Source organism: uncultured Sulfuricurvum sp. (genome assembly GCF_937936435.1).
In the GTDB taxonomy this organism is placed as follows: domain Bacteria; phylum Campylobacterota; class Campylobacteria; order Campylobacterales; family Sulfurimonadaceae; genus Sulfuricurvum.
In genome coordinates this window covers 49,758-57,269 of record NZ_CALDDG010000008.1, presented here as the reverse complement: position 1 = coordinate 57,269, position 7,512 = coordinate 49,758, and the positions used below count along the sequence as shown (strand labels likewise).

At 42.5% G+C, this 7,512-nt stretch carries 7 protein-coding genes; 1 reads left to right on the top strand and 6 read right to left on the bottom strand.

All coding sequences use genetic code 11. The features are described from left to right. The coding region (locus Q0389_RS01465; RefSeq protein ID WP_298690900.1) for a hypothetical protein at window positions 1-252 on the top strand (252 nt) is incomplete at its 5' end. Window positions 253-275: 23 nt separating this feature from the next. Here the strand turns inward: Q0389_RS01465 and Q0389_RS01460 are convergent. The 6 genes from Q0389_RS01460 to Q0389_RS01435 all read right to left on the bottom strand — a co-directional run bounded on the left by Q0389_RS01460 (window position 276) and on the right by Q0389_RS01435 (window position 7,499). Next, window positions 276-2,051 carry a nucleoside-diphosphate sugar epimerase/dehydratase gene (locus Q0389_RS01460; RefSeq protein ID WP_298690898.1) on the bottom strand — a complete coding sequence of 592 codons (1,776 nt, stop codon included), beginning with the start codon at window positions 2,049-2,051 and terminating at the stop codon, window positions 276-278. Next, a complete protein-coding gene (gene pglE, locus Q0389_RS01455; protein WP_298690896.1) occupies window positions 2,051-3,163 on the bottom strand; it encodes a UDP-N-acetylbacillosamine transaminase in 1,113 nt (370 codons plus the stop codon). The genes Q0389_RS01460 and pglE overlap by 1 nt, the downstream gene beginning before the upstream one ends. Then, window positions 3,160-5,271, bottom strand: coding sequence for an STT3 domain-containing protein (locus Q0389_RS01450; RefSeq protein ID WP_298690894.1), 2,112 nt, complete (start codon window positions 5,269-5,271; stop codon window positions 3,160-3,162). The genes pglE and Q0389_RS01450 overlap by 4 nt, the downstream gene beginning before the upstream one ends. Window positions 5,272-5,336: 65 nt before the next feature. After that, window positions 5,337-5,981 carry an HAD family hydrolase gene (locus Q0389_RS01445; protein ID WP_298690892.1) on the bottom strand — a complete coding sequence of 215 codons (645 nt, stop codon included), beginning with the start codon at window positions 5,979-5,981 and terminating at the stop codon, window positions 5,337-5,339. Then, a complete protein-coding gene (locus Q0389_RS01440; RefSeq protein WP_298690890.1) occupies window positions 5,965-6,921 on the bottom strand; it encodes an ATP-grasp domain-containing protein in 957 nt (318 codons plus the stop codon). Before Q0389_RS01440 ends, Q0389_RS01445 begins: the two co-directional genes overlap by 17 nt. Then, entirely contained in the window at window positions 6,918-7,499 is a 582-nt protein-coding gene (locus Q0389_RS01435; RefSeq protein WP_298690906.1) for a sugar transferase, read from the bottom strand. Before Q0389_RS01435 ends, Q0389_RS01440 begins: the two co-directional genes overlap by 4 nt. Window positions 7,500-7,512: the final 13 nt, after the last annotated feature.

The window sequence follows — 7,512 nt, the reverse complement described above, 5'->3', positions numbered from 1 at the left end:
AATGGGAGCAAGTACGCATGGATGGGGATAGTTTTTTCACAGGTATTTCGATTGGGGATACACGACAAAAAGCGATGGTTCTGTTCTAAAAGTAACGCGGATGATCTTTTGTATGCTTATCGGCTGATGAAACGGATCGGAAAAAGCGAATATCGCTCTTTTATCGATGAACTCTCACTGATAGCGGATATTCCTATCCAGAATTTTTCTCCCGAAAAATTGTATCAAACGGTCAAAAAGATCGCATCATAACGCTTTTGGAAATATTGTTTGACTCAAGAGGGATCGGTAAATTCGGGGACGATGTGTCGTAAAAGTGTCCGAGGATCGGATGAGGTCGTAAGCGCATCGATTTCACGGTTCAGTGATAGGATATCATAGTGGCTTGGACGGGCAATCATGATTGATTCGTAGGTCGTTTTTTGTTCGCTTTCATCGATAAGAAGCTCTTCATAGAGTTTTTCTCCCGGGCGGAGTTTTGTTGTGACGATCTGAATCGGTTCGGTTGCATACAAACGTATCATAGTGTGGGCAAGATCGATAATTTTAACCGGTTCGCCCATATCGAGGATAAAAAGCTCTCCCCCTTTTGCGATTGCGGCGGCTTGTAAGACGAGCTGGCACGCTTCATTGATCAGCATAAAGTAGCGGGTAACCTCGGGATGGGTGATGGTGATAGGGCCGCCCGCTTCGATTTGGGCTTTAAATTTGGGGATGACGCTACCGCTGGAACCTAAAACGTTACCAAAACGGACAGAGACGATTTCGCTGTTGCGTGAATCGACGTTTTGGGCGTAGAGTTCGACGACCCGTTTGGTCGCCCCCATGACATTGGTCGGTCGGACCGCTTTATCGGTAGAGATAATGACGATTTTAGAAACGTTATTGGCAATTGCGCTGTCGATTAAATTGCGACTACCGATGACATTGTTCATTACTGCGGCATGGATGTTGGTTTCACACAAGGGAACATGTTTGTAGGCCGCGGCATGGATAACGATCTCGGGGGATGCGTCGTGCATGATCTCATCAAGTAATGGCTGGTCGATAATATTGCACAAATGCAGTTGGGCAGAGGGGAGCCGTTCGCCGATTTGGTATAAATTGTATTCGCTGTGATCGATCAAGACCAAATGCGCGGCTCCGAAACGGTGGCATTGCAAAGCGATTTCACTCCCGATACTCCCTCCCGCACCGGTGATAAGAACCTTCTTGCCATGGATAAACGCGCCGATTATCGGAGTATCGAGGTCTTTGGGATGGCGCGCGAGGAGATCTTCGACGGAGAGTTCTTCGATGCGATTGGCGGTATTGTCCAGCAAACGGGAGCGTTTGATCTCATTGACTCCGGCATCACTGAGTAGCTGATATGTTTCTCGGAGGTATTCATTCGGCAATGTACCGTCAATAATCGCAGCGGTAATTTTTTTCGATGCAACAAGAGCAGAGATTTGATCCAAGCCCGATACGGTGATATTTTGGATTGTCGAACCGATCATATTTCGATTTTTTTCCTGTACGGCGATAATACCGAGAGGATAATAACCGCTTTCGCCATTGAGGGTACTTTTGATCAGATTGGCCGTGTTTGAAGAGATACCGATCAGTAATGTCGGTTGAAGACTCTCGCGAGGCGTGCCGATACCCAGAATGATCCGTTTTGAGAGGCGAAGAGAGCCGAGAAAAATCAAGGAAAGTACGAGATCGATGATGATGACGCTGCGCGGAAACGGTGAAAACAGCGAGGGAAGAGCGGTATGGATGAGAGCAATGACCCCATACGCAAAAATGTGGGCAAAAAAGAGATTTTTTGCCTCTTCGAGACCGTAAAAACGCCAGATAATCGAATAGTTTTTAAATCCGTAGATAAAGATGAGCTTTAGAATGATAAACGTTGCCGCTATTAGGGAAAAAGGGGTTAGGAATTCGTTCGGAATCTCAAAATTGAACCGTAGTAGATAGGCGCTGTAGAGGGTAAATAGGGATAATAGTGTATCACTTATAAGGAAAAAAAGGATCCTTTTTGCATTATTGGGACGGAGCCATTGCATTATCGAAGGGCCTTTTTCAAAATTGCGCAAACGTATTCGACATCGTCAGATGTCATTTGTGTTCCGCTTGGAAGACAAAGTCCTTTAGTAAACAGACCCTCTGAAGTACCGTTTTGGAATACCGAACCGTTTTTAAACAAAGGCTGCAGATGCATCGGTTTCCACAGAGGACGGCTTTCGATATTTGCGGTTTCAAGATGTGTGCGGATACGTTCCGGATCGGAGCGCTCAAACGTGATGGCAGTAAGCCAGCGGTTACCTCTGGTATCGGAAAGCTCCGGCATAAAGGTAATTTCACTGATATCGCGTAACGCTTCACGATACCATTGGAAAATTTGACGGCGCATGGCGATACGTTCTTCCAAAACTTCCATCTGGGCTACGCCGATAGCTGCAAGCACATTGCTTAGGCGGTAATTGTAGCCGAAGTCGGTATGTTCGTAATATGGCGCATGATCCCGCGCTTGAGTGGAATAAAACCGAGCTTTGTCGATCAACTCTTTGTTCGATGAGACAAGCATTCCTCCTCCCGAAGTCGTCAGTATCTTATTGCCATTGAAACTGTAAACACCGAAAGTGCCGAATGTTCCTGTTTGCTGAGTGTTATATGTCGCACCCAAGCTTTCGGCTGCATCTTCGATGAGCGCGATATCGTGATGAGTGCAGATTTGTGCAATGGTTTTTAGATCGGCACATTGGCCGTAGAGATGGGTTAAGATAAGTGCTTTAGGCTTTTTAGGGGCTTGTGCAATTGCTTTTTCAAGCAATGCGGGATCGAGATTCCAACTCTTCGCATCGCTGTCGATAAATACAGGCGTGGCATTTTGGTAGAGTATGGGGGCGATGGAGCCGATAAAGGTAAAGGAGGAAGCCAGAACCAGATCACCGGTGCCGACACCCAAAACACGCAATGCTAAATGTATCGCAGCGGTAGCGCTGCTCAGGGCGAGGGCGTTAGATGTGTGGGTGTAGTCGCGGATATTTTGCTCGAAACGATCTACCATCGGTCCCAGCGGTGCAATATAGTTGCTCTCGAATACTTGGGCGATATACTCTTGTTCACGGCCGCTCATATGGGGAGGCGATAGGAAGAGGCGATGGTTCTGTATCATAGCTTTAGTTTATAAATTTTACTCATAGGGTCTAAAATGACCGGTTCAAAAAGACTCTTATCATATCGATCAAATACAAACAGTTGAATGTAAGTTGAGTTTAGATAAAAATCATCGACAATTAAAAAACGACCGTAACTTGCCATATAAATAACATTTAGCCCATTAGAAGCAAATTGTTGTTGATTAGTAACCAACTTTTTATTTGCATCGTAGCCGACTTGAAAAAAACTTTTGATCGGTACTTCTTGATTACCAATCTTAATGCTATTAGTATCTTTTATGAGAGAAACGCCACTTTCAAGATTTATAGTTTTACCGGTATCTTGTGCTTGCTGTGACATATAAAAAAAAGGCTGTTGAGAAGGATTATTCGCACTTTTAAGATCTAAATAACTAAAAAGCGTTACTGTGGGTAAAATATCCATCATTCTTAACGGTAAATAGAGATAAATGTCACGTGTTGCTTTTGGCAGAATCGTCGGATTAAGCTGTATACTGTCTATGAGATCATCAACTGAATCGATTTTATACTCTCTAAGCATGGTCGCAACAATTTCATTCGAGTTGTTGGTCTCGAATCCACGTTCGGTATACTCAACACTGAGTCGTGCCATGTCGGCTGTATTTTGCTGAGATTGCGTCAAAATGTAACTAACAGGATAGTTGACGTCCCCACTGTGTTTCGCTCCGTCCACAAGAGTTTTTACATCACTATAATAGCGAATCGGATAGCCGTAATCCCACCAAGAAATAACATAGTCTTCATGCCCTGCAATTTTTCCGAGTCGTTCAAGAGTAGAGACCTCATCGGCAGTGAATACGGTCGGCGTCTTATACTCTTGAATATGGAGATAATTAGGGTAGAGAGCAACACCAGTGAAAACGGTTAAAACAATATATTTCAGCCATCCCTTTTCTATCGGTCGGCTTATGAGAACAATAAAATAGGCAAATCCGATTGCCATCGGTGCAACGGCATAAATCGTAAAACGTAAACCAGCCGACATAGCGATAAATCCCAGTCCTACAAGCGGTAGAGTTATAAGGAGTGGACGATAGGCAATTACAGCAAGTGCATAGCCGACACATGCAATGATAAAAGTAATCGTATGTCCGCTGATTCGTTCCGCAAAAACATTAAAAGGGATATGTCCTGCTTCACGGACGGTTTGGGCTACGTTGTAGAAATGAAGCCCACCAGCTTCACTTGAGACGCTTTCACGGAACAGATACCCTTTTAGCTGTGCCCAGATAGGGTCAATCCCCCCTGTTGCAAAATAGATGAGAATAATTGCCCCGAATAATGCCCAAAACCATTTTTGATCGAGTGCCGGGCGAAAATGAAAAAATGAAAAAACTCCTATTGCGATTGCAAGTTTGACCCATATCGGAAGGGATAAAACCCCGATGATGATAAAGAGCGCGATCTTATAGAGATAATGGTTTTTTCGTTCAAAGATAACGGCATAGATAAACGTCATGACCAATATTGCACTGTTAAGAGAATAACTCTGCGGATACCACCATTGATTTAATGCAAAGGCTAATGTGATAGGGATTAAAAAACGATTGCGTTGATGGATAATGGCAAAAATGATAAAGTAAACGGCAAACAACGGCAATACGATAGTGAGCATATCGGTATCGTAATAGCCTGTCATCGTTCGGTTATAATAGCTGTTGGTTATGCTTGCGATTAGAGCTGCAATAAAGCCTATTGATGTTTGTCCTAATGACCGTCCGATCAAAATAATCGGGATGACAATTAAGGAACCGAGAAATGAAGGCATATAGAGAATCAATGTCTCAAAGCTTACTGGAACTATCTTGGAAAGCCAAGCGGTCAGAAGTGAGAGAGGTTCGTTGATCGGGGAAAGATCGTTTGGCTCATGATGGCCTTGCAAGATATCGCGTGCTCCTTCTGCATACCAATACCCGTCATTTGTATTTAGCATCAATTCATTATGCCAATGAAATTGGGGAACAGACTGAAAATCAGCCACCCAAATATAGCGCATAGAGAGGGAAAAAATATATGCGATGATAATAAAGAAGAGGGAGAATTTAATACCGATATTTTCTTCAGGCAACTTTAACAAGCGCATTTTTACCCTTTTCGTGTATATATAAAGTAATTGATAGTGTATCCAAATGCCTCATAAAACTGGATTTATTTTTCTGAGAGGTATTGTTGAATAATTGGAATTAGAGTTAAACGCGATGTAATCTCATAGGATGCATTTGAAGGTATTTCACGATAAATTCCGTATGGATTTTTATACCGTACTGTAAGCCAATTCAGGTCATTCGGAGCAAAAAAATCTTTTTTGGGATTGTCGGAAAAATAGACGAATTTAATTTCATCTTTGAAATGCTCCATTACCATTTTATAAGCAAGAGGATTAGGTTTACAAGTATTGTACAGATCGGTAAAGACAGGGTAATCAATCCATGCTGAAAGTCCAAGAGAATTAAATTTTTGTATTTGCATTTGTGCCAAGCCATCTGTAATAAGAGCGGTAGAACCGAAACCTTTTATTGCTTTCAAGAGCGTGATAGTCTCTTCGGGCAAAGTGATGTTTGGCGTGTGTGTCTGATAGAGGGTAATTAGGGTTTCGAGTGTTGCATCGAGGTGAAAATATTCTATCAGTTGATTAAAAATAGAACCGCTTCCTTCTTGTAAAAAGAGATTCCACATAAAGTCAAAAAGCTTTTGCGGTGTATTGGAAAATGTTGAGGCAATAGCCCAAAATCCGCTTTTCACAAAGTCAATTTCATCATAAAGTGTATCATCGAGATCAAATACGATGACCATGAACCAAAACCTCGTCATCGTAGCGCAGCATCATAAGATTATTTTCCCATGTGTCGTTATATTCCAGCTTTTCTCCTAATGCCTCTAAAAGGATTAACTGAAAAATATCCATACCCGCATGAAAACTAAGCGGATAGCCTCCTCCGACGCGGGGATTTATTTCAATTAAAAATAGCTGATTACTCTGTGTTTTGAAGAGTTGGAGTGTCATTGGTCCCCATCCGCCCTGTAAACTTTTTGAAAGCTGTTTGACCGTATCGATAATGGTGTCGTCTTTGCATGTAACGGATTTACTTACTTCACCTGCACGTACCTCAAGCCGTTTTCTCGGAATAATCATGATAGGAACGTGCTCACGAGAAAGATAAAAATCGACAGTATATTCTTCTCCGATAATCAGTTCTTGAAAAACATAGCGTTCATTACTTGTTTGAAGTGATTGTGCTGCTGAAATAGATTCGACTTTGGTAGCGCCTATGGAACAGCTTGAATTATCAAGTTTAGCAAAGAGGGGATACTGACACGTTAACAAATCTGTCATAATCCAAGGAGTTTTAAATCCATTGGTCTGAAAAAAATCAAATGTTGAACTTTTAAGATAAAACGTTTCACAGAGGGATTGGTCAGAGACAATGATTGTAATTCCTTTTTTGGCAAACAATTCTTTTAACCCAGCAAGTATAGAAAGTTCCGTGTCGATAGTCGGAAGAATAATAGTAATGTTGTGGCTTTGGCAATATTCGAGTAAAAATTGTCCGTAATTATCTGTAGTTACCCGTGGTGCTTTAGCGGAATAATCGGCAATGTGACACGCTGCACTGAGTTCGGGTACCATATCAATGGCGTGAACGCGGGAAGCAGAGTCAAAATGTTTTAGAGTTTTTTGAGCGAATCGGACAAGACTTACTCGTCTGCCTGCTGAGGTTATAAGAAGATTCATGAATGGGTGCCTTTGAATTTTTCCATCGTTGCTTCTCCGTTCTGGGATATCCCTTCTCTTATAAAAACCTTTATAAGGGTTCGAAAAAAGATTTTAAGATCGAAAGTGAACGATATATTGTCAACGTATTCAACATCATATCGAAATTTTTCTTCCCAGCTAATCGCATTGCGCCCGTTGATCTGAGCCCAACCGGTAATGCCGGGTTTGACATCATGCCTCCGTGCCTGCTGTGAAGTATAAAGCGGCAAATATTCTGGCAAGAGAGGGCGCGGTCCGATAAAACTCATTTCACCCTTGAGAACATTTAGCAGCTGGGGAAGTTCATCCAAACTGAGACTTCGGATGACTTGACCTATCCCTTTTAACCGTTCTGAATCCGGCAAAAGGTTCCCTAGGGAATCTTTTTCATCTGTCATGGTACGAAATTTATAGATCGTAAAAATCTTGCCGTGCAATCCTGGACGGCGTTGAGCAAAATAAACGGGGCGACCCATGCTAAGGGCAATCATAAGTGTGATGAGCAGGATGAGCGGCGAAAAAAGGATCAATAAAATCAGTGCTCCGAAACGATCCATTAAGGGTTTAAGC

Excerpts from the sequence above, each read along its gene's own strand:
- Q0389_RS01460 (WP_298690898.1), bottom strand. The coding sequence starts at position 2,051 with ATGCAATGGCTCCGTCCCAATAATGCAAAAAGGATCCTTTTTTTCCTT.
- pglE (WP_298690896.1), bottom strand. The coding sequence starts at position 3,163 with ATGATACAGAACCATCGCCTCTTCCTATCGCCTCCCCATATGAGCGGC.
- Q0389_RS01450 (WP_298690894.1), bottom strand. The coding sequence starts at position 5,271 with ATGCGCTTGTTAAAGTTGCCTGAAGAAAATATCGGTATTAAATTCTCC.
- Q0389_RS01445 (WP_298690892.1), bottom strand. The coding sequence starts at position 5,981 with ATGGTCATCGTATTTGATCTCGATGATACACTTTATGATGAAATTGAC.
- Q0389_RS01440 (WP_298690890.1), bottom strand. The coding sequence starts at position 6,921 with ATGAATCTTCTTATAACCTCAGCAGGCAGACGAGTAAGTCTTGTCCGA.
- Q0389_RS01435 (WP_298690906.1), bottom strand. The coding sequence starts at position 7,499 with ATGGATCGTTTCGGAGCACTGATTTTATTGATCCTTTTTTCGCCGCTC.